At 57.8% G+C, this 24,769-nt stretch carries 24 protein-coding genes; 20 read left to right on the plus strand and 4 right to left on the minus strand.

What is annotated here, in order from left to right:
* Nucleotides 1-5 precede the first annotated feature (5 nt).
* From ureE to ACQUQP_RS10995, 7 genes are all read left to right on the plus strand, one after another.
* Entirely contained in the window at nucleotides 6-476 is a 471-nt protein-coding gene (gene ureE, locus ACQUQP_RS10965; RefSeq protein WP_432695070.1) for an urease accessory protein UreE, read from the plus strand.
* A gap of 44 nt (nucleotides 477-520) precedes the next feature.
* Nucleotides 521-766, plus strand: a complete 246-nt coding sequence (locus tag ACQUQP_RS10970; RefSeq protein ID WP_432695071.1) for a HupE/UreJ family protein — start codon at nucleotides 521-523, stop codon at nucleotides 764-766.
* A 5-nt stretch (nucleotides 767-771) separates the two neighbouring features.
* Entirely contained in the window at nucleotides 772-1,452 is a 681-nt protein-coding gene (locus tag ACQUQP_RS10975; RefSeq protein WP_432695072.1) for an urease accessory protein UreF, read from the plus strand.
* A 21-nt stretch (nucleotides 1,453-1,473) separates the two neighbouring features.
* Complete coding sequence (gene ureG, locus ACQUQP_RS10980; protein ID WP_432695073.1) at nucleotides 1,474-2,088, plus strand: urease accessory protein UreG; 615 nt, start codon at nucleotides 1,474-1,476, stop codon at nucleotides 2,086-2,088.
* Nucleotides 2,089-2,411: 323 nt separating this feature from the next.
* Entirely contained in the window at nucleotides 2,412-4,772 is a 2,361-nt protein-coding gene (locus tag ACQUQP_RS10985; RefSeq protein ID WP_432695074.1) for a putative bifunctional diguanylate cyclase/phosphodiesterase, read from the plus strand.
* 312 nt (nucleotides 4,773-5,084) lie between these two features.
* Nucleotides 5,085-6,824: an autotransporter assembly complex protein TamA gene (locus ACQUQP_RS10990; protein ID WP_432695075.1), complete on the plus strand. Its 1,740-nt coding sequence runs from the start codon at nucleotides 5,085-5,087 to the stop codon at nucleotides 6,822-6,824.
* The gene (locus ACQUQP_RS10995; protein ID WP_432695076.1) at nucleotides 6,821-10,585 is read left to right on the plus strand and encodes a translocation/assembly module TamB domain-containing protein; all 3,765 of its coding nucleotides are present in this window, start codon (nucleotides 6,821-6,823) and stop codon (nucleotides 10,583-10,585) included. The genes ACQUQP_RS10990 and ACQUQP_RS10995 overlap by 4 nt, the downstream gene beginning before the upstream one ends.
* A gap of 101 nt (nucleotides 10,586-10,686) precedes the next feature.
* Here ACQUQP_RS10995 and ACQUQP_RS11000 read toward each other — a convergent pair whose 3' ends face one another.
* Together ACQUQP_RS11000 and ACQUQP_RS11005 are read right to left on the minus strand one after the other, a co-directional pair.
* Nucleotides 10,687-11,466: a lytic transglycosylase domain-containing protein gene (locus ACQUQP_RS11000; RefSeq protein ID WP_432695077.1), complete on the minus strand. Its 780-nt coding sequence runs from the start codon at nucleotides 11,464-11,466 to the stop codon at nucleotides 10,687-10,689.
* Complete coding sequence (locus tag ACQUQP_RS11005) at nucleotides 11,441-11,758, minus strand: DUF3301 domain-containing protein (RefSeq protein WP_432695078.1); 318 nt, start codon at nucleotides 11,756-11,758, stop codon at nucleotides 11,441-11,443. The genes ACQUQP_RS11000 and ACQUQP_RS11005 overlap by 26 nt, the downstream gene beginning before the upstream one ends.
* A 244-nt stretch (nucleotides 11,759-12,002) precedes the next feature.
* Between ACQUQP_RS11005 and ACQUQP_RS11010 the strand changes: the two genes are divergently transcribed.
* The 5 genes from ACQUQP_RS11010 (at nucleotide 12,003) to ACQUQP_RS11030 (ending at nucleotide 14,359) form a co-directional block, all read left to right on the plus strand.
* The gene (locus tag ACQUQP_RS11010) at nucleotides 12,003-12,425 is read left to right on the plus strand and encodes a hypothetical protein (RefSeq protein ID WP_432695079.1); all 423 of its coding nucleotides are present in this window, start codon (nucleotides 12,003-12,005) and stop codon (nucleotides 12,423-12,425) included.
* 31 nt (nucleotides 12,426-12,456) lie between these two features.
* Nucleotides 12,457-12,750, plus strand: a complete 294-nt coding sequence (locus tag ACQUQP_RS11015; protein ID WP_432695080.1) for a rhodanese-like domain-containing protein — start codon at nucleotides 12,457-12,459, stop codon at nucleotides 12,748-12,750.
* A 29-nt stretch (nucleotides 12,751-12,779) separates the two neighbouring features.
* The gene (locus ACQUQP_RS11020) at nucleotides 12,780-13,217 is read left to right on the plus strand and encodes an ankyrin repeat domain-containing protein (protein ID WP_432695081.1); all 438 of its coding nucleotides are present in this window, start codon (nucleotides 12,780-12,782) and stop codon (nucleotides 13,215-13,217) included.
* An 18-nt stretch (nucleotides 13,218-13,235) separates the two neighbouring features.
* A complete protein-coding gene (locus ACQUQP_RS11025; protein WP_432695082.1) occupies nucleotides 13,236-13,967 on the plus strand; it encodes a dinitrogenase iron-molybdenum cofactor biosynthesis protein in 732 nt (243 codons plus the stop codon).
* 62 nt (nucleotides 13,968-14,029) lie between these two features.
* Nucleotides 14,030-14,359 (plus strand): 4a-hydroxytetrahydrobiopterin dehydratase, encoded by a 330-nt coding sequence (locus ACQUQP_RS11030; protein WP_432695083.1) that lies wholly within the window; start codon nucleotides 14,030-14,032, stop codon nucleotides 14,357-14,359.
* A gap of 91 nt (nucleotides 14,360-14,450) precedes the next feature.
* On the opposite strand, the gene luxS is transcribed toward ACQUQP_RS11030, so the two are convergent.
* A complete protein-coding gene (gene luxS / locus ACQUQP_RS11035) occupies nucleotides 14,451-14,963 on the minus strand; it encodes an S-ribosylhomocysteine lyase (RefSeq protein WP_432695084.1) in 513 nt (170 codons plus the stop codon).
* Between the two features lie 236 nt (nucleotides 14,964-15,199).
* Between luxS and exaC the strand changes: the two genes are divergently transcribed.
* The 7 genes from exaC (at nucleotide 15,200) to ACQUQP_RS11070 (ending at nucleotide 22,444) form a co-directional block, all read left to right on the plus strand.
* Nucleotides 15,200-16,720: an acetaldehyde dehydrogenase ExaC gene (gene exaC, locus ACQUQP_RS11040; protein WP_432695085.1), complete on the plus strand. Its 1,521-nt coding sequence runs from the start codon at nucleotides 15,200-15,202 to the stop codon at nucleotides 16,718-16,720.
* Nucleotides 16,721-17,151: 431 nt separating this feature from the next.
* Nucleotides 17,152-17,223 (plus strand): pyrroloquinoline quinone precursor peptide PqqA, encoded by a 72-nt coding sequence (gene pqqA, locus ACQUQP_RS11045; protein WP_003243383.1) that lies wholly within the window; start codon nucleotides 17,152-17,154, stop codon nucleotides 17,221-17,223.
* 84 nt (nucleotides 17,224-17,307) lie between these two features.
* Nucleotides 17,308-18,240, plus strand: coding sequence for a pyrroloquinoline quinone biosynthesis protein PqqB (pqqB, locus tag ACQUQP_RS11050; protein WP_432695086.1), 933 nt, complete (start codon nucleotides 17,308-17,310; stop codon nucleotides 18,238-18,240).
* 9 nt (nucleotides 18,241-18,249) lie between these two features.
* Complete coding sequence (gene pqqC, locus ACQUQP_RS11055; protein WP_432695087.1) at nucleotides 18,250-19,020, plus strand: pyrroloquinoline-quinone synthase PqqC; 771 nt, start codon at nucleotides 18,250-18,252, stop codon at nucleotides 19,018-19,020.
* Entirely contained in the window at nucleotides 19,017-19,313 is a 297-nt protein-coding gene (pqqD, locus tag ACQUQP_RS11060; protein ID WP_432695088.1) for a pyrroloquinoline quinone biosynthesis peptide chaperone PqqD, read from the plus strand. Before pqqC ends, pqqD begins: the two co-directional genes overlap by 4 nt.
* The gene (gene pqqE / locus ACQUQP_RS11065) at nucleotides 19,285-20,610 is read left to right on the plus strand and encodes a pyrroloquinoline quinone biosynthesis protein PqqE (protein WP_432695089.1); all 1,326 of its coding nucleotides are present in this window, start codon (nucleotides 19,285-19,287) and stop codon (nucleotides 20,608-20,610) included. Before pqqD ends, pqqE begins: the two co-directional genes overlap by 29 nt.
* Nucleotides 20,576-22,444 (plus strand): prolyl oligopeptidase family serine peptidase, encoded by a 1,869-nt coding sequence (locus ACQUQP_RS11070; protein ID WP_432695090.1) that lies wholly within the window; start codon nucleotides 20,576-20,578, stop codon nucleotides 22,442-22,444. The genes pqqE and ACQUQP_RS11070 overlap by 35 nt, the downstream gene beginning before the upstream one ends.
* Before the next feature lie 86 nt (nucleotides 22,445-22,530).
* On the opposite strand, the gene ACQUQP_RS11075 is transcribed toward ACQUQP_RS11070, so the two are convergent.
* Nucleotides 22,531-23,403: a MurR/RpiR family transcriptional regulator gene (locus ACQUQP_RS11075; RefSeq protein WP_432695091.1), complete on the minus strand. Its 873-nt coding sequence runs from the start codon at nucleotides 23,401-23,403 to the stop codon at nucleotides 22,531-22,533.
* A 250-nt stretch (nucleotides 23,404-23,653) separates the two neighbouring features.
* Between ACQUQP_RS11075 and ACQUQP_RS11080 the strand changes: the two genes are divergently transcribed.
* Nucleotides 23,654-24,724: a polyamine ABC transporter substrate-binding protein gene (locus tag ACQUQP_RS11080; RefSeq protein WP_432695092.1), complete on the plus strand. Its 1,071-nt coding sequence runs from the start codon at nucleotides 23,654-23,656 to the stop codon at nucleotides 24,722-24,724.
* Nucleotides 24,725-24,769 lie beyond the last annotated feature (45 nt).

The following is a 24,769-nucleotide window of genomic DNA, read 5'->3' on the forward strand; positions in this document are numbered from 1 at the left end:
ACAAAATGTTAAGACTGGTTTCTAAACTGGATTCAAAGCGGGAAGCGGCGGCGAAACTCTGTCTGCCCATAGATTCACGCATCCGCAGCCGTCTCAGGGTCGAACTCGAAGATGGCCGGGAAGCCGGCTTGTTCCTGCCCCGTGGTTTGATCCTCCGCGGCGGAGACCAGCTCCTCAGTGAGTGTGGCGAGGTGATCGAAGTGGTTGCGGCGCCCGAGTCGGTATCGACGGTACGCTGCAGTGATCCGCTTCTGCTGACCCGCTGCGCCTATCATCTGGGTAACCGCCATGTCCCACTGCAGATCGCTGAAGGGATGGTGCGTTACCAGCACGATCATGTGCTTGATGACATGGTGCGTGGGCTCGGTGCCGAGGTGGTTGCCGAGCAGGCACCTTTTGAACCCGAGGCGGGTGCCTATGCCAGCGAAGGCCATGGCCATCATCACCATCATGATCACGAATCCCATAGTCATTAAGCCGAAAAGAATGTCTGAACAGCACAATCAGGAGATAGATTTCCATGCGCAAACTTTTTAATACTCACTCTCTGACCGCTGCACTGGCTCTGGCGCCGGGCGCTGCATTTGCCCACGAAGGCGAACATGGCGGTGCGTTCTTCAAAGAGCTGATGCACGTTGTAACCGAACCGGATCATCTGGCGATTGTAGTTGCCGGTGCTGCACTGATCGGTTGTGTCAGCTGGGTGCGTCGTAGCGCCCGGAAACGCGCTCAGGCGCGTCAGGCTTCGGCTCGCGTACAGGACTGATCTCCGTGCTGCCGGAACTGCGCCTGTACCAACTGATCAGCCCGGCCCTGCCGGTTGGGGCGTTTACCTATTCCCAGGGCCTGGAGTGGGCGATCGAATGCGGTTGGGTCAACGATGCGGCCAGTCTGGAGGAGTGGCTTCTGTCGGTGCTGGATCATAGCGTCGCCAGTCTTGAGGTGCCTGTGCTGCTGCGGTTGTGCCAGGCCCTGAATCAGAGCGATGACGCCAATGTTGATGAAGCCAGGGTTAAAGAGTGGTGCGGGTTTCTCATGGCCAGCCGCGAAACTTCGGAGCTGCGTGCTGAAGAGCGCCAGCGTGCCCAGGCACTGCTGCGTCTGTTGCCGGCGCTTGATGTCAGTGTGCCGGAATCTCTACGCAGTCACCTGGCTAAAACCCAGCTGGCGGGGATGGCTCTGGCAGCCCGTGCCTGGGAAATAGACAGCATCAGCCTGAGCCGGGGGTATCTGTGGAGCTGGCTGGAAAATGCCGTGATGGCAGGGGTGAAGCTCGTTCCCCTCGGACAGACCGCAGGGCAGCAGATACTGCTGCGCGTCTCCGCACGCCTGCCGGACCTGATCGATAAGGCGCGGTTGCTGGAGGATTGGCAGATCGGCAGTTCAACACCAGCGCTGGCGATCGCCAGTTCCAGGCATGAAACCCAGTATTCCCGGTTGTTCCGTTCTTGATAAATAAGGAAACGAATTTTTATGAGTGATTACAAGGCGCCCCTGCGTGTCGGTATCGGTGGCCCGGTCGGTTCGGGCAAAACCGCGCTGCTCGAAGTGTTGTGTAAGGCGATCCGGGATGACTACAGCATCGCCGTGGTTACCAACGATATCTATACCCAGGAGGATGCAAAGATCCTCACTCGGGCCGAAGCCCTGCCGGTGGACCGGATTGTAGGTGTTGAAACGGGCGGATGTCCGCATACGGCGATTCGTGAAGATGCGTCAATGAACCTGGCCGCGGTGGAGGATCTTGCCAGGCTGCATGGGGATCTGGATGTTGTCTTCGTCGAAAGTGGTGGCGACAACCTGAGTGCCACCTTCAGTCCCGAACTGGCTGATCTGTGCATCTACGTGATCGATGTGGCCGAAGGGGAGAAGATTCCGCGTAAAGGTGGCCCGGGCATCACCAAATCCGACCTGCTGGTGATCAACAAGATCGACCTGGCGCCCTACGTCGGGGCGGATCTGGCGGTGATGGAAGCGGATACGAAACGGATGCGTGGCGAACGCCCCTTCGTATTTACCAACCTCAAAGAGGGTAAGGGGCTTGAGGATATTATCGGGTTTATCGTAAAGCAGGGCATGCTGGATTAAGCAAGCCACGAACAGGTCGATAGACCTTCAATGTTGCCTGACAGTTGCAGCTACACGCGAGCGGTGCAGGCAACAGTTAACCTCCCGGCCCAATACCAAGGGATGGTTGTAATTTACCCCACCGCCCCGCATCATCAAACTGATCGACCCACCAGGGATTTGCGTGTGTCGATCAGACCGGATTGAAGTAAAAAGTATAAAAACGGGATCCGATGAGATGCGAATAAAATGCCTTATTCTGCGCTTGCGTTACGCTATTGCGCCGGGCGCAACCGTTACCGATGATGAATAGCCGTCCTGAAGAGGCGAGGGGATTTACAGGGATGTCCTCTTTTAGCGAAGTTAAACCGCGATTTCCGGTTCATCTAAAGCTGGCACTACTGCTGATGGTTTGCTCTCTGCTGGTGCTTGGCGGGGGAGCACTCTACAAGTCTGCCGATGCACGCCACGCCTTTCGCTATCAACTGGATGAGCGCTTTGACCGCCTGCGGCAGTTTGCCGATATTCTCGCCGATGATGTAGCCCGGGCCGAACGTGACCAGATGATCCGACAGCTCAACCTGTTGCTGGAAGAGCCCGATGTCCTCAGGGTTGAGGTACTTGATCGCGATGTGCACCGCATCGTTAACCTGGAGTCTCCCGATTACGGCAAGGTCCAGGTGGCGGGGCGGATTGTTGTTCCGGTACCGGAAACGTTTAACAGCGAAACCAGGGCCGGCTGGCTTGTCGCCGAAGTCAGTGGGCAGAGTCTCGCTGCCCAGGAAAGAAGCATCTATGACGATATGGTGATCACCCTGGTGCTGATCGTCCTGTTGTCGGCGCTGGCCATGCTGTTCTTCCAGGTCCGCTTTATCAACCGTCCCCTGCGGCAACTCCTGTCAGCCATCGAACGGTCCCGCAGCAGCGGCGAGTTCGTGCGCGTCGGCAGCCGGGTGCCCAATGACGAATTCGGTATCATCATCCATGCCTATAATGACCTGCTCGCTGAAGTCGATGCGAAACACCATTCCCTGCGTCTTAACGAAGCGCGCTTCCGCCATCTCTACCAGCAGACACCGGCCCTGCTGTTCAGTCTGTCAGCACGCGGTGTGTTTGAAAATGTCAGCGATCACCTGCTGAAGCACCTCGGTTATACCGCCGACGAGGTTATCGGCCGAAACCTGAACTCACTGGTGGTGGAGCCCGAGGAGACGCGCGCTATCGAAACCGCGCTTGAGCGACTGGCCCGCAAGCGCAATGCCGAGCTTTATCTGCAGGTACGCCACGCCAGTGGCGATGTCCACTCCATGCGTATCGATGCTACGCCAAACCCCGGGGGCGAAGGCGTGCTGGCAGTGATGACCGATATCACCAGTCTTAACGAGGCGCTGAATACCATCGAGCGCCAGGCTAATTTCGATAGCCTCACCGGGCTGCCGAACCGCCACCTGTTCAAGATGCTGCTGGGCGAACAGCTCGAGAGCCAACCCTCCGAGAGCGATGGGCTGGCAGTCCTGTTCATCGACCTGGACCGGTTCAAATACATCAATGACACCTACGGGCATCACGCCGGCGACAAGCTGCTGCGCGCAGCGGGCTACCGCATTCAGAACTGCCTTCCGGCCGGTGATTATGTAGCCCGCCTTGGCGGAGACGAGTTTTCCGTGCTGCTGCACGGCAATACGGATGAGGCGTTCCTGCGGAAGCTGGCGCAGCAGTTGATCGAGCAGGTCGAGGCCTCCTTCCTGATCGACCAGTGCACCATGCATATCTCCGCCTCTGTGGGGATCGCGATCAACCGGGGCGAAGACGCGACACCTGATCAGCTGCTCAAGTGTGCTGACCTGGCGATGTACCGCGCCAAGTCGGAAGGGCGCGGGCGTGCCTGTATCTTTGTGCCGGAAGATGAGGAGCGCACGCTACGCCGCGTGAATACGGAATCGCTGATCCGGGAAGCGCTGGATAATGAGTATTTCGAGCTCTATTACCAGCCGGTATTCATGCTCGAAGACCAAAGCGTAGTAGGCGCTGAAGGCCTGGTTAGGATGAATCATCCGGACAAGGGGCTGCTGTACCCCGGTGACTTCATCGATGTGGCGGAAGAGACCGGGCTAATAGCAAGGCTCGGAGACTGGGTGCTGGAAGAGGGCGCAAGGCAACTGGCGCAGTGGCATCGGGACTATGAATCCGATATCTACCTGTCCCTGAACGTGTCGAGCCACCAGTTGCGTAATGACCGCTTTGCCGGCCTGGTGGCGGATGTGTCCCAGCGCCATAAACTGAAACCGGGTTACCTGATCCTGGAGATCACCGAATCGATGCTGATGGAAAACAGTGATCAGACCCAGGAGATCATGCTGCAGCTGAAGCAACAGGGCTGCCTGCTCTCGATCGACGATTTTGGTACCGGCTTCTCATCGCTGAGTTACCTGCAGAAATTCCCGCTGGATATCCTCAAGATCGACCGCGCCTTCGTGACCGATGTGGAGACCAACGAAACACACAGCGCGCTGGTTAAGGCGATCGTCAATATGAGTGATGCGCTGAAACTGAAGATCATAACGGAAGGGGTGGAAACCGACGGGCAGCTTGAATGTATCCGTAAACTGGGTTGCGAGCTGGGTCAGGGGTATTATCTGTCACGGCCGGTGCCGGTGGCTGAGTTTTCCGCACGGTTTTTATCGACGGAGACAGCCCGGCTGTAAAAAAATACGCCCGTCCGATAGCCGGAACGGGCGCTAACCGTGAACCGGGTCTGTTAGTTGTGTGGACTAACCTCAACCCGATGAAAGCCTGTCAAAGCTGTGCTAATAATAATGCGAACTATTATCATTAGCAAGATATTTTCTGGGATTGTCTGTGCTCAGTGCCGGTCCGGATATAAACTTGGAGACCGGTGATCACGCGAACGGAATATCCCGTATGAGAACCGAAAGCCGCCGCCATGGACTGCGGTAAAAGGCCCCGGGTAGGCGTAAACTGGGGCAATAATAGACGGTAAAGCTGGTTTGATCGGTTTGGCTAAATACACTGGCCCAATTCTTCCTGTTGGCAGTCTCACCCTGCTTCTCGCTCTACCCCTGCTGGCCCAGGCCGCTGGGGAGGTTCGTATTACCGGTGTCGACGACGACCTTGCCAAGGCGCTTAAAAGTGCCCTGTCGATTACCGCACTTGCCGATGATGAAACCGCCTCCCGCGCCAGGGTGCGTTATCTGCATCGTGAAGCAAGTAGTCAGCTGCAAACTGCGCTGCAGGCCTACAGCTATTTCAATCCCGAGATCTCATCGGACCTGGAGCGGGCCGAAACCGGTTGGGCCGCAACCTACGAGGTCGATCTCGGTCCTCCCACCCTGATTGCCGAAGCCAGACTTGAGCTCAACGGAGAGGGCCGGCAGACAGAGCTGTTTGATGAGTTGATGACCTCACCGGTTGTCGCAAAGGGAAAGCCCCTCGATCAGCAGGCGTACGAAAACCTTAAAGCAGATCTGCTGGAGCTGGCCGCCGAGGAGGGGTTTCACGAAGCGCGCTTTATTCTGTCGAGAATAGAGGTCTATCCAGAGCGCAACGAGGCGCGCATCGAACTCGAATTCGATACGGGCCCCCGCTATAGCGTCAGCCAGGTCAATTACGGCGAGTCGCCGGTGCGAGAGTCGTTACTGAAGCGATATCAGACCGTTGAAGAGGGCGACCCGGTGCGCAGTGATGAGTTGATCCTGATGCAGCGCGGCCTGATCAATAGCGACTACTTCGAGCTGGTCGACGTTCAGCCGCGCTGGGATCTCGCCGATGAGCAGTATCGGGTGCCGGTTCAGGTGGATATGAGGGAAAACAAACGCACGGCTTACCGTTTTGGTGTGGGCTACGGCACTGATACCGGTGCGCGCTTGAGCGCGCGGCAGAACCGACGCTGGGTGAATGACCGTGGTCACAGTATGGATACCAAGCTGGAACTCTCCGAGGTCACCAATACCCTGACCAGTGAGTACAGCATACCTGGCGTTAAGCCGTTGACCGACAGTTATGCCGTGCTCGGGAGCTACGAACAGGAAACAACCGACACCATCGATACCGAGAAGTGGTCGCTGGCTCTGCTGGATAAAAGGATCAGGGGCAATCAGAGCTGGAACTACGGCCTGGCTTTGGAACAGGAGAAATTCACCTTTGGTGACGAAGAGCAGAGCACACTGCTGCTGGTGCCGGAGGTGCGATGGGAGATCAGCAAAGCGGATGACCGTCTGAACACGCGCCAGGGGTACCGCCTGGGTATCGAGCTCAGTGGTGCCGAAGAGGACGTGGTGTCGGACTTGAGTTTTCTGCAGGCAAAACTGGATGCCAAGGTGGTACAGGCCCTGGGTGACAAGTGGCGCTTCCTCGGCCGTGTAGAGGTGGGCGCCACCGCCGTGGAAAATTTCGAGCTGATGCCGGCGTCACGCCGTTTCTTTGCCGGTGGTGATAACAGCGTTCGCGGGTACGGCTACAAAGAGCTGGGTCCCGCCGATAATGATGGTGATGTGCGGGGCGGGCGTTACCTGCAGGTCTACAGCGCCGAGTTTGATTACGCCGTCGCCGAGCAGTGGCGGGCGGCCGTGTTCTGGGACAGCGGTAATGCGTTTGATTCGCTCGACACACCGCTGAAAAACGCCGTTGGCGTGGGCGCCCGCTGGCAATCGCCGATCGGGCCCGTGCGTCTTGATCTGGCCAAGCCGCTGGATGATGACGGAATCCGTCTGCACTTCTCCCTGGGGCCTGATTTATGAGGCGTACATTGCGCTGGGTGAGGCGCCTGGTGTTGGCCGTCGTGTTGCTGCTTGTATTGTCGGTGGGGGTATTAGCGTTTCTCGCCCATAGCGAAACCGGCACGCGCTGGGTTTTCGACCTGGCCGGGCGTTGGCTGCCGGCGCTGCAGCTGGACTCGGTGAGTGGCACTCTGACCGGCCCCTTGCGGCTTGAAGGACTGAGCTACCGACCAGCGCAGTCCAGTGGTGTCGATATTGCCGTCCTGGAGCTGGACTGGCTGCCATCGCGTCTATTCTCCAGAGAACTGGCATTACAGCATCTGATTGTCGATGGGGTGCGGCTTTCGCTGGTAGAAACCGAACAAGAGCCCGAACCAGCGCCAGCGTCACAGCCATTCAGTCTGCCGGGCAGTCTTCGACTGCCGCTGGCGGTCAGGATCGAGCAGCTGTCTGTCAGTGATGTTCGCATCGATGGGCAGCCTGAACCGCTGGTGCAGAGTTTAAACCTGAAGGTGGCGGCGCAGAGCAGTGACGTCGAGCTATACAGCCTTAGGCTGAGATCGCCCCGGGCCGATCTGGATCTGTCCGGTCAGGCAAAGCTGGCGGGCGATTATCCGCTGACACTGAGCTCTCAGGCACAGGTCAGATTACCCGGGCGACCGGCAATCGATCTCGCCGGCAAGCTCGAGGGCCCACTGGAAAAACTGTCACTGATACAGCAGGTCCGTGGACCACTGGTGGCCGATCTTGACGCCCGCCTCAACGGCATCCTGTCGCAACACCCTGAATGGGAGGCGGGGCTGACGCTGGATAGCATCGATCTGAATGCGCTGGTCCCTGAAGCCGCTGGCGCCGGTGTCAGCGACCTGAGCGCGACGCTTGATGCCAGTGGCAGTTTTGACAGCGCCGAGCTTAAGCTCGATGCGGCTCTTAGCCAGCGGGATACCGGCCCGGTTTCCCTTGCCCTGGCTGCCACCGCGGACAAAAACCGCATCGAGGTATCCCCGCTCAGTGTGGTGCAGAGCGAGGGTGAGGCGAGGGTCGAGCTGTCCGGTCACATGTCGCCGTTAACCCCCGAAGGGGAGCTGGCGCTGGATCTCAGCTGGCAGAACCTGGGCTATCCACTGAAGACCGAGGCACAAACCCGCTCTCCCAAGGGCTCGCTGGCGATCAGGGGGCAGATGAATGATTACACCGCTGACCTTGATATCGCGCTGCAGGCCCCGGCGGTAGAGCCGGTTGCGGTAACCGGTCAGATCAGTGGTAATCTGCAGGGGCTGGCTAGTCTGCAACTGAACGCCCGCGGGCCCCAGGGAGAGGCCGATATCGCGGGTTCCGCGGCCTGGCAACCGCAGCCGGGCTGGGATCTGACCATCGAGAGCGACGGGATCAATCCGGCTTATTTCGCGAAAGCCTGGCCGGGGAGTATCAACACCCGGCTGACTACCCGCGGGACGATCGCCGAACAGCAACAGATAACCGCCCGTATCGAGCAACTTGACGGCACATTGCGTGAGCAGGCCGTGTCGGGCGTCGGCAATCTGTCACTGCAGAACGGTATCTGGCAGATCGATGGACTGGCTCTGTCCTGGGGCGATGCCCGTGTCAGCACGGAGGGGCAGGCCGGTGAGCAGTTGAATCTGGATTTTGCGCTGGATCTGCCCGCGCTTGCACAGTTGATACCGGATGCATCCGGCCGGGTGAACGCCCGGGGCAAGATCACCGGCACCCCGACACTGCCGGCGCTGGATGCAAGCCTGGGTATCGCTGAACTGAGCTGGCAAAGCTACGCGGTGGCAGAGGCCGAAGGGCAAGTGGCGCTGGATACCCGCTGGCAGTCACCGGCCAACATTCAGTTGACGGCGGCCGGTCTCAGCCTTGCAGGTCAGACGCTGGATCAACTCAGCCTCAGCGCTACAGGGACGGATCAGGCCCTGCGTACCGTCCTGTCGCTTGCCCAGGGAGAGAATCGGCTCAACACCGAGCTCAACGGTAAGCTGTCATTTGATGAAACCGCCTGGGGCTTCGATGGACAGCTGGCTGTTCTCGACCTGATCCAGGAACAGGCCGGTCACTGGTCGCTGGACAAGCCGGCGGCGATCCAGCTCTCCCCCGATAACTATCGGCTGGGAGAGCTGTGCCTGGCGGCGCGTGGGCAGAGCGGAAGGCTCTGTGCCGACGGCAGTTTCGAGGCTGGCAATGCCCAGGCTCGTTTCAACCTGGCCCAGCTGCCTCTTCTGCTGGCGCAGCCCTACCTGCCGGTGGGCGCTGATATCAGTGGTTACCTCAACGGCGAGGGGCGCTTCAACAGCGCAGGCGAGCAGCTTGTTTATTCAGTTGATCTGCAGCTGCCGCAGGCTGCCATCAGCTCACCCGATACCGATCTGACACTCAGTTTCGATACCGCGGCAATCAATCTCCAGGGTAATGAGAAACAAGCCAGTGCACGGCTGAACGTACCGCTGCATGAGCTTTCCGGCGCACTCAATGCCAGTGTCGAAGTGCAGGACCCGCTGGCAGCCGCCCGGTTGGACGGTCAATTTTCGCTGGAGCTACCCGATCTTAAAGCCCTGAATGTGCTCAGTTCAGAGGTGGTTGTACAGTCCGGCCAGGCGCGGGCAGATATCCGGCTCGCCGGTACAGCGGCACAGCCGTCGCTGAAAGGCGTGTTCAATCTGTCCGAAGGCGATATTGAGCTGCCCGGGGCCGGTGTGCGTATACAGGAGATCTCCCTGGACCTGCGTGATGCCAATACAGCGGACAAACTGCTGCTGAGTGGTTCGGTACGCAGTGGTGACGGCAGTCTTGCCCTGAACGGTGAGATCTGGCCTTTGCAAAACCGTATTGAAGCGACACTCAAGGGTGAAGGGTTTCAGGCGGTGAACACGCCTGAACTATCGGTGCAGGTGTCGCCGGATATGACGCTGAATGCGAGTCCCGAGCGGGTCTCCGTCGGCGGCGTTCTGGCCGTTCCCAATGCGCTGATAAAACCTCCCAAGCCGTCGGTTAACGCTGCCAGACGCTCTCAGGATCTGGTGGTCGTCGAGGAGGGGCAGGGAGATGCCCAGTCACGGGGGCCTGAGCTGGACGTGGATCTCAGGGTAGAGCTGGGTGAGAACGTACGCGTTGATGCCTTCGGTTTCGATGGTCTGCTCCAGGGCGCATTGCGAGTGCAGCAGCAGGGGAAAGGCGTTGCCCGGGGTACCGGCCGGGTTGGCGTTGCGAGCGGTTCCTATGAACTCTATGGTCAGAAGCTAAATATCTCCCGCGGCGGCGTCCTGTTCAGTGGCGGGCCTCTGACCAACCCCGGACTCGACCTGCGGGTTGATCGCGAGATAGACGATGTCAGTGTCGGAGCGATAGTCTCGGGAACGCTCAGGAACCCGGACATGGAGTTGACCTCAACCCCCGCCATGCCGGACAACCAGATACTCTCCTACCTGATCCTTGGGCGCCCGCCCGAATCCGCATCCGCCGGCGAGCGTGAGCTGATGATGAGGATGGCGCTGTCTCTCGCCGGTGGCAACAAGGTTGCCGGACGCTTGCAGGAGACATTCAATGTCGATGAACTTGGCTTCGCCTCGGGCGATAATGCCGACGAAACCTCGTTCTACATCGGTAAGTACCTGTCGCCGGACCTCTATATCAAGTACGGCGTAGGTCTCGGGGATACCTTAAACACCTTCCTGGTGCGTTATCGTTTAACGACCCGCTGGCTACTGGAATCTGAGAACAGCTCCGAGGCGAGTGGCGGGGATCTGATCTACAGTTTTGAGCGATAGTTACCGAGATTAGATAGTTATCGAGATTGTCTGATGCTCTTGGCTAGGTTGGCCAGACCGACGCATCAGCGCGCGAGACGGGACGGGTGTGTTGGTCGCCGTTACTGCACCTGAGCATATCGCTTTTGCAGGATACCGACCCGCTCTACGTAGGCCTTGGTCTCCGCGTAGGGCGGGACACCGCCATATTTGGCAACGGCGCCGGGACCTGCGTTGTACGCGGCGGTCGCCAGCCGACTGTCGCCATCATAACGTTCGAGGAGCGCGGCCAGGTAGCGTACGCCGCCCTGAATATTCTGCTGCTCATCCAGGGCGTTGGAAACCCCCAGATCCTCGGCCGTGGCCGGCATCAGCTGCATCAACCCCATGGCGCCTTTATGGGACAGCGCCTTGGGATTGAAGGCGGATTCGGCATGGATGACGGCGCGGACCAGTGAGGGGGCAACACCGTAGGCTTTCGCGGCGTCTGAAACCTGGTCGCGAAACGCCTGGCGGTTAAGTGGCGTGGTATGCCAGTCGATGGTTGATCCGGGCGCACAGGCGTAGCAGTCAAACTTCAGCACATCGTAATTGCGGATATGCAAAGGTCGCTCGTCGGAAAAGGCCAGGGTTCCGTCCGGGCGACGGTATTTATAGATCGTCTCGGTACGGCTGCTTCCCGACAGGCGTTTACCCGACTCTTTAGGCGCCAGGTTGGTGTATTCGACCCGGCCGTCCGGGTGAACGACGCGCCGTATATCCTCGGCGAAGGCGCTGGCCGACGTCAGGCTTAGTGCGATGAATGCGGTCAATGTCAGGGCAGGCAGGCGTTTCTTCATATCAGGATAGTAGTGGCTATGGACGTAAAAGCATAGATTAGCCGATACGATGGGGCGAGACATTGAACCCGGTCACCTTATGACCGAGCGTGACGATTTCGCCCGAGTAGCGTTCATCGCCTGTGGATGTGAACTCGAAATGGTAGCGTCGCCAAAGGTGTACCTTGCCATCCTGTGAACGTTTCAGCCAGATAGCCCGCAGGCCCACGCTTTCATCCAGCAGCTGCAGGTCCATATCGCGACACTGCCGGCGCACCTCGCGCAGGGCGATCTCCCGCACTTTTTGTCCCTGCCACCAGAACAGGCAGATAAGCCCGGTCAGCAGCAGCCAGAAAAGATCTTTTAACTCCAGCATAACGCTCGTTCCCAGCGAATTGTGGGCCGATGATAGACGATCTGTGCGTCAGATGCATTGGGCGTATAGCCCACACCCATTGTCGCCTTTGTAACAGAGGTAACTTGATTGTCGAGCCGGGTCGGATCGCTTCCTTAATGCCTAACTAACTGTTTATTAATAGAGAGTTTCGGTTGCTCCTTAACAATCGATGTATGGCAAAGCTTTTGCTGCATCCAGTTAAACTTAGTCTGGAGGGATAGTTATGGCTCTTTACATCGGTGCATACCTGCCGGATCGCCGGCTTGACGAGACCCCGTTCAGCAAGGCGCTGACCCGTGTTGCAGCCGGATTGGCGCAGCAGCGCCAGAATCGGGTGCAGACCAGCGCGCCCAACCTGGACCTGCAGTTCCTGATGCCGGGGCAGTCGGAACTGCCAGGATTCGAGGGGATGCGTTTCCACTCCTACGATGCCAGCTCGAACACCCTGCGGATCGAGTCATCGGTGCCGGGCAAGATGCTGGGTTCCTCCCATGCCGAAGCCTACGTTATCGCGGCGATGCAGGATGCGATCGATAACGCCAAGGAGTTTTTCTCCAGTCAGAAAGCGGAATTCACCAGCGAGGAGTATTTCGCCTTGATCGATCGTCTGATCGGTGTGCCAGTAACAGCGACCACGCTCAATTAAAACCAGCCATCCGCCGCAGAGGAGTTGTTTGATGAGCAAGTTCAAGACGATCACGGCCAGTGAACTCAAGCCGATGCTTCAGACAAGCACGCCGATCCTGCTGGATTGTCGCGATGCTAAAGATTACCGCGCCGGACACATAGATGATGCGATGCACCTGCACGAGGGGTTGAGAGACAGCCTGCTGATGAAGGGTGAAAAACAGAAGACGATGGTGATCTACTGCTATCACGGTCACGCCAGCGAACACGTGGCTGAGATGTTCAGCGATTTCGGCTTTACCGATGTGTACAGTCTCAAGGATGGCTATGCGGCCTGGCAGTGAAGCCGGCAGTAGATAAAGGGAGGAGAGCGATGAACGATGCACAGTGGTTCAGAGAAAACCGGCTCGACAATTCGCAGCCGAACCTGGTGAACCCGGATGGTGACAGCGCGTTGATGCTTGCTGCACGCCAGGGGCGGGCGGAGCTGTTACGCGATCTGATCGCACGCGGCGTCGATGTACACGTGCTCGACAGCTACGGCAACAATGCCGTCTGGGCCGCCTGTTATGCCGAGTCGGAGGTCTGCATCCGCGATTTGATCGGTGCCGGTTGTGATCCTGACTACCGCAATCCTGCCGGGAACACGGTGATGGCCTATGCAGCTTCAAGTGGCAAAGACGCCGTGGTTCATCTGCTGCTGGAGCTGGGGGCTGATCCCAATATCGCCAACGATGATGACATGACACCCCTGGATCTGGCGGCGAGCCTGACCAGTTTCAAACTGCTGCGTGCGGTCTGCGCCGCCTGAGGCCACCTTAGGAGAAAAATGATGGAAGCTCTGGATCGTGAACTGGCCCTGCGGATCGCCCTGGCTGCCCGGGTGCTGCCCGGCGTCGAGATCGGCGAGTTGCTGGATATTCTCCACGAGCGGGTGGGCACCCCGCTGGATGACGAAGCGCTCAAACGGGTTACGGTGACTAATCTGAAAACCGGCATCGGCAGCCTGGACGGTGAAGAGGATGGCGAGGATATAGGCATCGGCCTTGAGAACATCAAGCTGGCGGTACGTTATCTCTGGGGTGAAGAGGCGGATGAAAACCTGCCGGAAATTCAGCCCTATCGGCAGGGCGACCTGCCGGGCTCGATTCGCGTTGCCGTTGCCTCCAATGCCGGCAGCCTGCTCAATGGCCACTTCGGCTCCTGTATCCGTTACCTGGTGTACCAGCTGTCGGCGACGGATCTGCGACTGGTTGATATCCGCTCGGCGGTGGAGGCCGATAACGCCGAGGACAAGAACCAGTTTCGGGTGAACCTGGTTCGCGATTGCCAGGTGCTGTTTGTGCAGACCATGGGTGGCCCTGCCGCAGCCAAGGTAATCCGGGCGGATATCTACCCGATCAAGGTGCCGGATGTGATCGAGGCGCCGGAAAAGCTTATCGAATTTCAGAGTGTGTTCGCCGCGCCGCCGCCCTGGTTTGCGAAGATTCTCGGGCTCGACGCCGAAGCGCGCAAACGCTTCCGCTCTGAAACCCAGGTGCTTGAAGAGGAGGAAGCCTGAGAAGGCCAGCTGGGCTAAACTGACCTTCCAAAGGCAATCAATTAGCCTTGGGAGGTTAGATCGTGAGTTTGTCTGATAAACAGTGCGTCCCCTGTCGCGGTGGCATCGATCCGCTGACGCAGGATGAGGCCAATTCACTGCTGCAACAGATACCACAATGGCGCTTGGAGGAGGGGGCGACACGCCTGCGTCGGGCGTTCAAGTTTAGCAACTTTGCCACTGCGCTGGCGTTCGTCAACCGGGTCGGCGAGATTGCGGAAAAGCAGGACCACCATCCGGAAATCGCCTTTGGCTGGGGGCATGTGGAGATCGAAATCTGGACCCACAAGATCGGCGGCCTGCACGAAAATGACTTCATTCTGGCCGCCAGAATCGATGGGTTGAGCGGCTGAAACCGGTTTTCTCGACCACTTTAGGCCCGCTGGCCCGCAACGAAAAACGCCCGCAATCGAAGCGGGCGTTTCTGTTTTCGGTGCACAGAACTCAGCTGTGCTCTTTCAGGAACTCTTCGTCCAGATCCAGCTCGGCATTGATGTTGACATCGATACCACGATCGAGAATGTTCTTCGCGATCGCCTTGGCTTCATCCAGGGAGTGCATGGTGTAGGTGCCGCACTGGTATTTGTTCAGCTCCGGAATGTCGCCTTCAGCCTGCACATTCAGCACATCCTCCATGGAGGCGCGCCAGGCATTGGCCACGTCTTTCTCTCCCGGAGTACCGATCAGGCTCATGTAGAAACCGGTGCGGCAGCCCATCGGCGAGATATCGATGATTTCGATGCTGTCGCCGTTGAGGTGATCGCGCATGAAGCCGGCAAACAGGTGCTCAAGGGTGTGAATCCCTTTCTCTGACAGGATCTCCTGGTTTGGCAGGCAGAAGCGAAGATCGAACACGGTGATCGGGTCGCCCTTGGGGGTGTTCATGGTCTTGGCGATCCGCACGGCGGGGGCATGCATACGGGTGTGATCGACGGTAAAGCTGTCTAGAAGAGGCATAGATGATCCTTTCTGAGTCGATAGAGATAAATCGTTAACTAACCTGTAATTATATCGCCTATCCGAGTGTTTTGCTTGGTTTTGCCATCGAGATGCTAGTACGAAAGTACCGCTTTTTCGCTGCGAAGGGACGATACCGGCAGGCCGGTGGCGCTCCTAAGATGATTTTGTCGAATCAGAGAAAGGCTTCGCCCGCTGGCGGAGTCAGGGAAATAAAAACAAAGAGGCTTACGACAATGATCTACGCACAGCCCGGTACAGAAGGTTCAGTAGTAACTTTCCAGCAGCGTTACGGCAACTTTATCGGTGGCGAATGGGTTGCGCCGGTAAAAGGCCAGTACTTCACCAACATCACTCCTTGCACCGGCGAAGCGATCTGTGAAATTCCGCGCTCTACCGCCGAAGATATCGATCTTGCACTGGATGCTGCGCACAAGGCGAAAGACGCCTGGGGCCGTACCTCCGTTCAAGAGCGTTCCAATGTCCTGCTGAAGATCGCTGACCGCATCGAAGCCAACCTGGAAAAGCTGGCTGTCGCCGAAACCTGGGATAATGGTAAAGCCGTTCGTGAAACCCTCGCGGCAGACGTCCCCCTTTCTGCCGACCACTTCCGTTACTTCGCCGGTTGTATCCGTGCGCAGGAAGGCACCATCGGCGAAATCGACGAGCACACTGTTGCTTACCACTTCCACGAGCCGCTCGGCGTAGTTGGTCAGATCATCCCCTGGAACTTCCCGCTGCTGATGGCGGCCTGGAAGATCGCACCGGCCCTGGCTGCAGGTAACTGCATCGTGCTGAAGCCGGCCGAGCAGACTCCGGCTTCTATCCTTGTACTGATGGAAGTGATCAGCGACCTGCTGCCGGCAGGTGTACTGAACGTGGTTAACGGTTACGGCGCTGAAGCCGGTCAGGCGCTGGCCACCAGCACCCGTATCGCTAAGATCGCCTTCACCGGTTCCACCCCGGTCGGTTCCCACATCCTCAAGTGCGCCGCCGAAAACATCATCCCGTCTACTGTAGAGCTGGGCGGCAAGTCGCCGAACATCTACTTCGAAGACGTGATGGATCATGAAGACAGCTTCCTGAGCAAATGTGTTGAAGGTACGGTGCTGGCATTCTTCAACCAGGGCGAGGTCTGCACCTGCCCGTCACGCCTGCTGGTTCAGGAAAGCATCTACGAGAAGTTCATCGGCCTCGTTATTGAGCGCATCGGCCAGATCAAGCGTGGCAACCCGCTGGACAGCGAAACCATGGTTGGCGCTCAGGCATCTCAGGAACAGTACGAAAAAATCCTGGGTTACCTGGATATCGGTCGCGAAGAGGGCGCAGAGTGTCTGATCGGTGGTGCTGCAGAGCAGCTGGGTGACAAGCTCAACAGCGGCTTCTACATCCAGCCGACCCTGCTGAAAGGCCGCAACGATATGCGCGTCTTCCAGGAAGAGATCTTTGGCCCGGTAGTAGCAGTCACAACCTTCAAAGATGAAGCCGAAGCACTGGCCATCGCCAACGACACCGAGTTCGGTCTGGGCGCAGGCGTATGGTCACGCGATATGAACCGCTCTTACCGTATGGGTCGCGGCATCCAGGCCGGTCGAGTCTGGACCAACTGCTACCACGCCTACCCGGCACACGCGGCTTTCGGTGGTTACAAGAAGTCCGGTGTCGGTCGTGAGACCCACAAGATGATGCTGGATCACTATCAGCAGACCAAGAACCTGCTGGTCAGCTACAGCACCGATCCGCTGGGCTTCTTCTAAACAGTCCTCTCTGTGGCCTGTTGTGCACTGACAGGGACGTGACAGGGGCGGGAGACCGTCCCTCATCATCAGGGCTTTGTCCCCCACAAAGCCTCTGCCTGGTTTGATGAACAGTTTGCAGGCACATTTATCGGCTCCCTCGGGAGCCGATTTTTTATATACAGGACGTATGGTACGTCGCGGGCGCAAGGATGCGCAGGAGCGGCGTTTCTCTCAAGTGCTTCCACTTTGCGTCACACTACTACCGTCCCACTGCAATCCTTACCGGGGCTGGCTATATCGCTGCCCTGGCCGATGTGGCAAAAGGGCCATACCGGCACCAGGGGCACCTACCTTTTCGGGTCATTTTTAGTTCCAAAGTACCATATTTCCCGGGCGGTCCCGCTCCTATGATCAAGGTGTCGTTAAACAATAAAAACGAGGTAAACATTATGTGGACTAAACCTGCTTACACTGACCTGCGCATCGGCTTCGAAGTCACCATGTACTTCGCCAACCGCTAAGCGCCTGCCAGAGATAAAGCTGCCGGCGCCCGCCGGTAGCCTTGCTTCAAGCCCATAGAACCAGACTCAGGGCACACAATAATAATGAAAATACAGATTCTGGGTTCAGCTGCCGGTGGTGGCTTCCCGCAGTGGAACTGCAACTGCGACAACTGCACAGGTGTGCGCAACGGCACCCTGAATGCCAAACCCCGCACCCAATCCTCGATTGCCGTTTCCAGTGATGGTATTGACTGGGTACTCTTCAACGCCTCCCCCGATATCAGGGCACAGCTCGCCGACTTCGCTCCAATGCAGCCGGCGCGCGCCAGACGCGATACCGGTATCGGCGCCATCGTGCTGATGGATAGCCAGATTGACCATACCACCGGTTTGCTGATGCTGCGCGAGGGCTGTCCCCATGAGGTCTGGTGTACCGATATGGTCTACCAGGATCTGACCAGCGGTTTTCCGGTGTTCAATATGCTGGAACACTGGAACGGTGGTCTGAAGCGTAAACAGATTCAGGTGGACGGGGCGGTTAACCGCTTCACCATCGACTGTGCACCGGGGCTGGAGTTTATCGCCGTACCGCTGCGCTCCAGCGCGCCGCCATATTCGCCCCATCGCAATGACCCGCACCCGGGTGACAACATTGGCATGTTGATCCGTGACATGCGTAACGGCAAATCCCTGTTCTATGCTCCCGGCCTCGGCCGGATCGAATCACACCTGCCATCCATCATGTCTGAGGCTGATTGCCTCCTCGTGGACGGCACGCTCTGGCGTGACGACGAGATGATCCATGCCGGCGTTGGTGACAAACTCGGTGTCCATATGGGACACCTGTCGCAGACCGGTGAAGGCTCAGACGAGGAGGGCATGATCGCCTTTCTCGATACCTTGAAAAAGCCGCGCAAGGTGCTGATTCATATAAATAATACCAACCCGATACTGATCGAGGACTCGCCGGAGCGTGCTGAACTGGCGCGTCACGATATCGAGGTCGCGTACGACGGTATGGGCATAGAGTTGTAGGAGACAGGTATGAACATGCAAGCAGCCAAGATCGATGCACCGCTAAGCCGCGAAGCCTTTGAACAGGCGCTGCGCGCCAAGGGCGATCTTTACCATATCTACCATCCCTTTCACGTCGATATGTATGAAGGGCGCTCTACGCCCGAACAGATCCGCGGCTGGGTTGCCAACCGTTTCTATTACCAGATTAATATCCCGCTGAAAGATGCCGCGATCATGGCCAACTGCCCGGATCGTGAAGTACGCCGCCACTGGGTGCAGCGCATCCTTGATCATGATGGCTACGACGGCGCTGTCGGTGGCATTGAGGCCTGGTTGCAGCTGGGTGAGGCTGTGGGTCTGAGTCGCGAAGAGATCCTCTCCCAGGAGCATGTGCTGCCGGGCGTCCGTTTCGCCGTGGATGCCTACGTCAACTTTGCCCGCCGGGCCGGCTGGGAGGAGGCGGCGAGTTCGTCGCTGACCGAGCTGTTCGCGCCAACCATCCATCAGTCGCGCCTGGATACCTGGCCGAGCCACTATCCGTGGATCAAGGAGGAGGGCTACCAGTATTTCCGTAACCGCCTCAGTGAAGCACGGCGCGATGTACAGCAGGGCATGACCATCACCCTGGACTTCTACAAAACCCGCGAGCAGCAGGAGCGGATGCTGGAGATTCTGCAGTTCAAGCTCGATGTGCTCTGGAGCATGCTCGATGCGATGACGATGGCCTACCAGCTGGATCGTCCGCCGTACCACACCGTGACCCGGGAAAAGGTTTATCACAAGGGGCTGTTCCGATGAATACTCAAGTGAACTCTGCGGCGAGCGGCTCAGGCCTGGTGCCCGCGTTGGAGCGCATGTTCCGCTTCCAGTGGGAACCGGCGCAGCAGGCCTACGTATTGCTGTATCCGGAAGGGATGGTCAAACTTAATCAAAGTGCCGGTGAGATCCTGTCGCTGGTTGATGGCGAGCGATCAGTGGTCGACATCTGCGCAGCGTTGATGGAACGCTTCCCGGACGCCGGCGACCTGAGCAGCGATGTCCTTGAGTTTATGGAGGTGGCCCGTGAGCAACGCTGGATCCACTACCGCTAACCAGTTGGCCCTGGAAGCCAGACCCCATGGCCAGCCGCTCTGGTTACTGGCGGAGCTGACCTATAAATGCCCGCTGCAGTGCCCCTACTGCAGCAATCCGCTGGATTTTGCAGGTGCCGGCGAAGAGTTGAGCACCGAGCAGTGGATCGACGTGTTTCGCCAGGCGCGGGAAATGGGCGCTGCTCAGCTGGGTTTCTCCGGCGGCGAACCCCTGGTTCGGCGTGACCTCGAGCAGCTGATTGCGGAAGCGCGAAAGCTTGGCTTCTATACCAACCTGATCACCTCCGGCATCGGACTGACACCAGAGCGCATCGCGGCATTTCGCGAATCCGGACTTGACCATATTCAGGTCAGCTTCCAGGCGGCGGATGAGGAGGTTAATAACCTGCTCGCCGGCTCAAAAAAGGCGTTTGAGCAGAAGCTGAAGATCGCCCGCGAAGTGAAAGCCCAGGGCTACCCGATGGTGCTTAACTTTGTCACTCACAAGCACAACATCGACCGGATCGACCGTATTATCGAGCTCTGCGTGGAGCTGGAGGCGGACTATGTCGAACTGGCCACCTGCCAATATTACGGCTGGGCTTATGAGAACCGGGAGGACCTGCTGCCGACTCAGGCCCAGCTGGAGCGGGCCGAGCGGATCACCAATGAGTACCGGCAAAAACTGCAGGAAGAGGGCAATCCGGTCAAACTGATTTTCGTGACGCCGGATTACTACGAGGAACGTCCGAAAAAATGCATGAACGGCTGGGGCGAGATCTTTCTCACCGTCACGCCGGACGGTACCGCACTACCCTGTCACAGCGCCCGGATGCTGCCGCTGGAATTTCCCAACGTCAAAGAGCTGAGCATCGAACAGATCTGGAACCAGTCCACCGGCTTCAACTACTTTCGGGGTGATCAGTGGATGCAGGAGCCCTGTCGATCCTGCAGCGAAAAAGACCAGGATCACGGTGGCTGTCGCTGTCAGGCGTACATGCTGACCGGCGATATGCACGCGGCTGATCCGGTCTGTGCCAAGTCACCTGACCATTACCGCATTGTGGAGGCGAGACAAGCGGCGGAACGTGATTATACTGAAGGTAAGATCACATTCAGGAATGAGCGCAATTCTAGGGCTTACGTCGATGGCTCTGCTTCACCCGCTGAAGGCTTTTGTTCATTGGCTGAAGGCTCAGGCCATGACGCTGAAGGCTCTGGTCATAGCGCTGAAGGCTCTTCCCATTCCGCTGAAGGCTCCATAATTCAGAAAGAGGATCCACGTGTATTTGCCCGGTCAGGTGGACCAACCGATTAGTGCGGCTCAGGCCGTTGCCTCGTTTCATCAGTACTCATCTCTGCGCCTGTTTCGCGGGCGCGTCTATGGTGTTCGTTATGACGCCGACAAGGGTATAAACCAACTCTGCCGTTTTGAAAGCCGGCACGCCGTCTCTCTGCTGCCGGAGCGGTTCAGTGTGCGCAGTCGGGTTCACTCCTACGGTGGTGGCGCCTGGTGCCGGGGGCGGGACCAGGCCTATTTCGTCAACGATGCCGACCAGCATATCTGGGTGGCCAGTCTGTCGGGCAGCGTGTCGCCACGGCAGCTAACCGCTTACAACAGCACTCGGATGGCGGACCTGCAGTACGATGCCCAGCGGCACAGACTTATTCTTGTCTGCGAAACCCGTAGCGACACTGAGGACGAGCCGGCCAATTATCTCGGCAGTGTCAGCGAAGCGGGGCGCCTTACGGTGCTGGCCGAGGGTGCCGATTTCTACAGTTCCCCCACACTCAGCCCCCAGGGTGATCAGCTTGCCTGGATAGAGTGGGATCATCCGTTCCAGCCCTGGGATTGCACCCGGTTGATGCTGGCTAGGGTTGATGCCAGCGGCAGGCTGGAGAATATCCGCCAGGTGTCTGATATACCGGCTGCCTGGGCGCAGCCAAGGTTTTCCCCGCAAGGCGTCCTGCATGCTGTCGTGGACCGAGGTAACTGGTGGGTCATCGAACAGCTTTCGGATCAGGGCTTTATACCGGTTGCCGGTGAGGTACCGCTGAATACTGAGTTCACTACAGCACCCTGGCAGTTTGGGCTGAGTACCTACGGCTGGGGAGATGATGGCGAACTGCTGGCGATCGGTCAGTCCAACGGCTATTCGACCCTTTTTATGCATGACGGGAAGGAGTGGCAGAAACTCCACCTGGATCAGCCTGCCGCCAGACTTCACTCTCTGGCACTCGGCGATGGACACTGCTGCTGCATCGGCGAATTCACCAACCGCATGCCCGCGATTTTGCACCTCTGCGTGGACGGTAAATCGGCAACGACAACCAGTGCGACCCTGACCGGGGGCGATACACCGGATTATTCTGTCGCCTTGCCCGAGTCGTGTCAGGCGACTCTAAGCGACGGTGGTACCGTACCCTACTTTTTATATCGGCCTGCTCAAGAGAGCGGCGGGCCTTTGCCGCTGATTATCTATACCCATGGTGGCCCAACGGCGATGACCTCGCCCAGCTTCCGCCCGGCGATTCAGTACTGGACCCAGCGAGGCTTCATTATTGCGGATGTGAATTATCGCGGCAGTACCGGGTTTGGCCGGGATTACAGGATGGGACTTGCCGGCCGTTGGGGAATATCGGATGTGGAGGATGTGGAAGCGGTTGCCAATGCACTGGTGAATGAGGGCCTGGTTGACCCCAGGGCGCTGTTCATTCGCGGCAACAGTGCAGGGGGATATACCACGCTCAGCGCTCTGGCCCATTCCGATCTTTTTACCGCAGGTGCCAGCCTTTACGGGGTATCTGACCCCAGGCGCCTTAATGCGCTCACCCACAAGTTTGAATCTCGTTATCTGCATTGGCTGATCGGTGATCCGGCGCTGGAGTCCAGCCGTTACAGCGAGCGTTCGCCGCTCGATAACGTCGATAAAATTCAGGCGCCGGTGATCTTCTTCCAGGGGGATGAAGACCCCGTGGTTCTGCCCGAGCAGACCCGCAGCATGGCAGAATCCCTGCGCCAACGCGCTATCCGTGTCGAGGAGTATCACTTCGCCGGCGAAGGTCATGGCTTTCGCAACGCCAGCAATCAGGTAGAGGTGCTTGAGCGTGAGCTCTGTTTCTATCGCCGGCAGATTAATCAGAACCGCTGACGTTCGTTAAACCTCAGGGTACGAAGGATCTATTGGACTTGCTGGGTCATGCTGGCGGGCGTTATCGCTTTGCCTGCGCGCAGAGATCAAAAAAGGTTCAAACGCTGGGCCAGTTCCAGCCACTCCTTGGTGCGTCGGCCGCTGTCCTGGTTACGATTTGCGACCTGGTCACAGAGCATATTGGTGGCCAGTACCAGGCCCCAGGTGGATTCGAGAAACAATCCGGTTTTGGACTTGGCGTGGATGATGTGGGGTGTGTAGTCCCGCGCCCAGTAACAGAACTCGTCGGTGAGTATCACCAGTTTGATCCCCTTGGCTGCGGCAATTTCACAAAGTTTCCTGCCTTCCTGGGCGTAGGGCACAACGTCAATCAGCACCAGAACCTTTGGCTTTTCGGATCTCTCCCGGTTATCGCTGATCCATTCACCGAGCATGCTTTCATGGGCAGACAGATAACGTACTTCATGGCGCGCCAGTGACAGTCGGCGACTGAAATCCTCCGCAATACCTCGCACCGTTTGGAAGCCTGAGACGTAGACCTGGCTTGCCGAGGCGACACAATCCACCAGTCCTAACCAGGTATCCGACTGAAACTGGTCAAAAAGGTCGACAAGGACCTGTAGATCTTTGTTGAAGATCGGCTTCAGTGTTTCATCGGTCAGTGACTCGCGTCCGGCACGCTCCTCAACGGCAAGCGTATCGTCCTGGAGTACCTCCTGTTTGAGCTCGACAATCCCCCTATAGCCGGCGCGCTTCAGGAAGCGGCTGACGGTAATCGGACTGACCAGGGCTTTTTCGGCAATCGAGGCGCCGGTCTCGTAGGCGATGCGATCCAGGTTAAGCAGTATGTATTGAGCCACCCGCGCCTCGGACGCGGAAAGGCCTGGCAACAGGGCCTGAATGTTGTTCGCGGTGCGGCTGGAGATGTAATCACCGCTGGTCGAAAAGGTGTTGTCCACCGGTTTGCCCTCTAAATGGTCGTTATTCTTGTGCGTTATTGGTGCGGTTCAAGCTTTTTTAGTTATCTATATGCATCATATAGGTGCATTTATTGCGGTCATATCACTATTTTAACGGTTTAAAGCCGAGATTAGGGCTTGCGGATAATGTTATAGATGTACCGTATCCTGATATTGAATGATAGATACCAGTCGCCCTAGTGTTTATAGGAAATAAGTGGTTCAACACCCAGACCTGGAGGCGAAACATATGAAGTCGGACAATACGGCTGCGGCTGGTAGCAGATGGATCAAGAAGACCCTGGCCCTGGCCTGCCTGGGCGCGTCATGTGCCGGTACATCGGTGGCGGTTCAGGCGCAGGAAACGCTGAATCTTTACAACTGGGGTGACTATATCAACCCCGAGGTTCTTGAACGTTTTACCGCAGAGACCGGTATCGAAGTGAACCTGGATACCTACTCGTCCAACGAAGAGATGCTGGCCAAACTACAGGTCGGCGCCACCGGCTACGATGTGGTTTTTCCGTCAGTCCATATGCAGGACATTATGGCGCAGCTGGACCTGCTGGAAAAAACCGATATCAACCAGTCTCCCGGCTTTGAAAATATCGATACCGGCCACCTGATCGCCGAATCAGACCCTGAGGGTGAATACTGCCTGCCTTATGGCTGGGGCAGTGTGGGGATCGTTTACAACAAGAAGCTGGTGCCGGAACTGAATTCCTGGAAGGAGTTTTTTGCACTGCCGGACCAGGGCAAGAAAATCGTCATGCTCGACGATATGCGTGAAGATATCGGTCTGGCGCTGCTGCTGGATGGAAAAAGCGTAAACTCGGTCGAGCCCGACGACCTGAAAGCGGCGCAGCAGTTCCTGCTGGAGACCAAGCCGAAGGTCTCCGCCTTTACCTACGACAGCATCCCGATGGTTCAGTCCGGCGATATCGCCGCTGCGCAGTGGTACGTGGGGGCCATGATCTACGTGAATGAAATGCCGGACACCCTCGCTTATGTGATTCCGGAAGAGGGCGCCACCATGTACCAGGAGAACATGTGCGTGCTTAAAACCGCACCGAACAAGGAGAACGCCAAGCGTTTCCTCGAGTTCTTCCTGCAGCCGGAGATCTCCGCGCTGAACACCGTTCAGCAGACCAATGGTTCCATGAACAAGGCCGCCATCGAGCTGCTGCCGGATGATATTCGTAATAACGAGAATATTAATCCGAGCGCAGAAACCAAGGAAAAGCTGCAGATCTTCCGCGAACTGGGTAAAGGCACCCGCCTTTACGACCGCGTCTGGACCAAATTCCGTACCGCGTCCTGATCGATTATCTGTATCCCGCGCGGGCCGCTCGGCCCGCGTAATCTC

Source organism: Marinobacterium sp. YM272 (assembly GCF_050908845.1).
In the GTDB taxonomy this organism is placed as follows: Bacteria; Pseudomonadota; Gammaproteobacteria; order Pseudomonadales; family Balneatricaceae; genus Marinobacterium_D.

Excerpts from the sequence above, each read along its gene's own strand:
- ACQUQP_RS11015 (WP_432695080.1), top strand. The coding sequence starts at position 12,457 with ATGAGCAAGTTCAAGACGATCACGGCCAGTGAACTCAAGCCGATGCTT.
- ACQUQP_RS11005 (WP_432695078.1), bottom strand. The coding sequence starts at position 11,758 with ATGCTGGAGTTAAAAGATCTTTTCTGGCTGCTGCTGACCGGGCTTATC.
- pqqD (WP_432695088.1), top strand. The coding sequence starts at position 19,017 with ATGAATACTCAAGTGAACTCTGCGGCGAGCGGCTCAGGCCTGGTGCCC.
- ACQUQP_RS11010 (WP_432695079.1), top strand. The coding sequence starts at position 12,003 with ATGGCTCTTTACATCGGTGCATACCTGCCGGATCGCCGGCTTGACGAG.
- ACQUQP_RS11080 (WP_432695092.1), top strand. The coding sequence starts at position 23,654 with ATGAAGTCGGACAATACGGCTGCGGCTGGTAGCAGATGGATCAAGAAG.
- ureE (WP_432695070.1), top strand. The coding sequence starts at position 6 with ATGTTAAGACTGGTTTCTAAACTGGATTCAAAGCGGGAAGCGGCGGCG.
- pqqC (WP_432695087.1), top strand. The coding sequence starts at position 18,250 with ATGAACATGCAAGCAGCCAAGATCGATGCACCGCTAAGCCGCGAAGCC.
- pqqB (WP_432695086.1), top strand. The coding sequence starts at position 17,308 with ATGAAAATACAGATTCTGGGTTCAGCTGCCGGTGGTGGCTTCCCGCAG.
- luxS (WP_432695084.1), bottom strand. The coding sequence starts at position 14,963 with ATGCCTCTTCTAGACAGCTTTACCGTCGATCACACCCGTATGCATGCC.
- ureG (WP_432695073.1), top strand. The coding sequence starts at position 1,474 with ATGAGTGATTACAAGGCGCCCCTGCGTGTCGGTATCGGTGGCCCGGTC.
- ACQUQP_RS10985 (WP_432695074.1), top strand. The coding sequence starts at position 2,412 with ATGTCCTCTTTTAGCGAAGTTAAACCGCGATTTCCGGTTCATCTAAAG.
- exaC (WP_432695085.1), top strand. The coding sequence starts at position 15,200 with ATGATCTACGCACAGCCCGGTACAGAAGGTTCAGTAGTAACTTTCCAG.
- ACQUQP_RS10970 (WP_432695071.1), top strand. The coding sequence starts at position 521 with ATGCGCAAACTTTTTAATACTCACTCTCTGACCGCTGCACTGGCTCTG.
- ACQUQP_RS11020 (WP_432695081.1), top strand. The coding sequence starts at position 12,780 with ATGAACGATGCACAGTGGTTCAGAGAAAACCGGCTCGACAATTCGCAG.
- ACQUQP_RS10995 (WP_432695076.1), top strand. The coding sequence starts at position 6,821 with ATGAGGCGTACATTGCGCTGGGTGAGGCGCCTGGTGTTGGCCGTCGTG.
- ACQUQP_RS11000 (WP_432695077.1), bottom strand. The coding sequence starts at position 11,466 with ATGTCTCGCCCCATCGTATCGGCTAATCTATGCTTTTACGTCCATAGC.
- ACQUQP_RS11025 (WP_432695082.1), top strand. The coding sequence starts at position 13,236 with ATGATGGAAGCTCTGGATCGTGAACTGGCCCTGCGGATCGCCCTGGCT.